The sequence below is a fragment of the Catenulispora pinisilvae genome, from assembly GCF_015356865.1.
Lineage (GTDB): Bacteria > Actinomycetota > Actinomycetes > Streptomycetales > Catenulisporaceae > Catenulispora > Catenulispora pinisilvae.
Map to the genome: position 1 here is coordinate 1 of NZ_JAAFZA010000669.1, position 255 is coordinate 255.

At 53.3% G+C, this 255-nt stretch carries 1 rRNA gene; it reads right to left on the reverse strand.

What is annotated here, in order from left to right:
* Window positions 1-255, reverse strand: a 23S ribosomal RNA gene (locus IZR01_RS54990); the annotation flags it as partial.

Genomic DNA, 255 nt, shown 5'->3' on the forward strand with positions numbered 1-255 from the left:
GAGACAGTCGAGAAGTCGTTACGCCATTCGTGCAGGTCGGAACTTACCCGACAAGGAATTTCGCTACCTTAGGATGGTTATAGTTACCACCGCCGTTTACTGGCGCTTAAGTTCTCAGCTTCGACCTCGCGGTCTAACCGGTCCCCTTAACGTTCCAGCACCGGGCAGGCGTCAGTCCGTATACATCGTCTTGCGACTTCGCACGGACCTGTGTTTTTAGTAAACAGTCGCTTCTCGCTGGTCTCTGCGACTCAA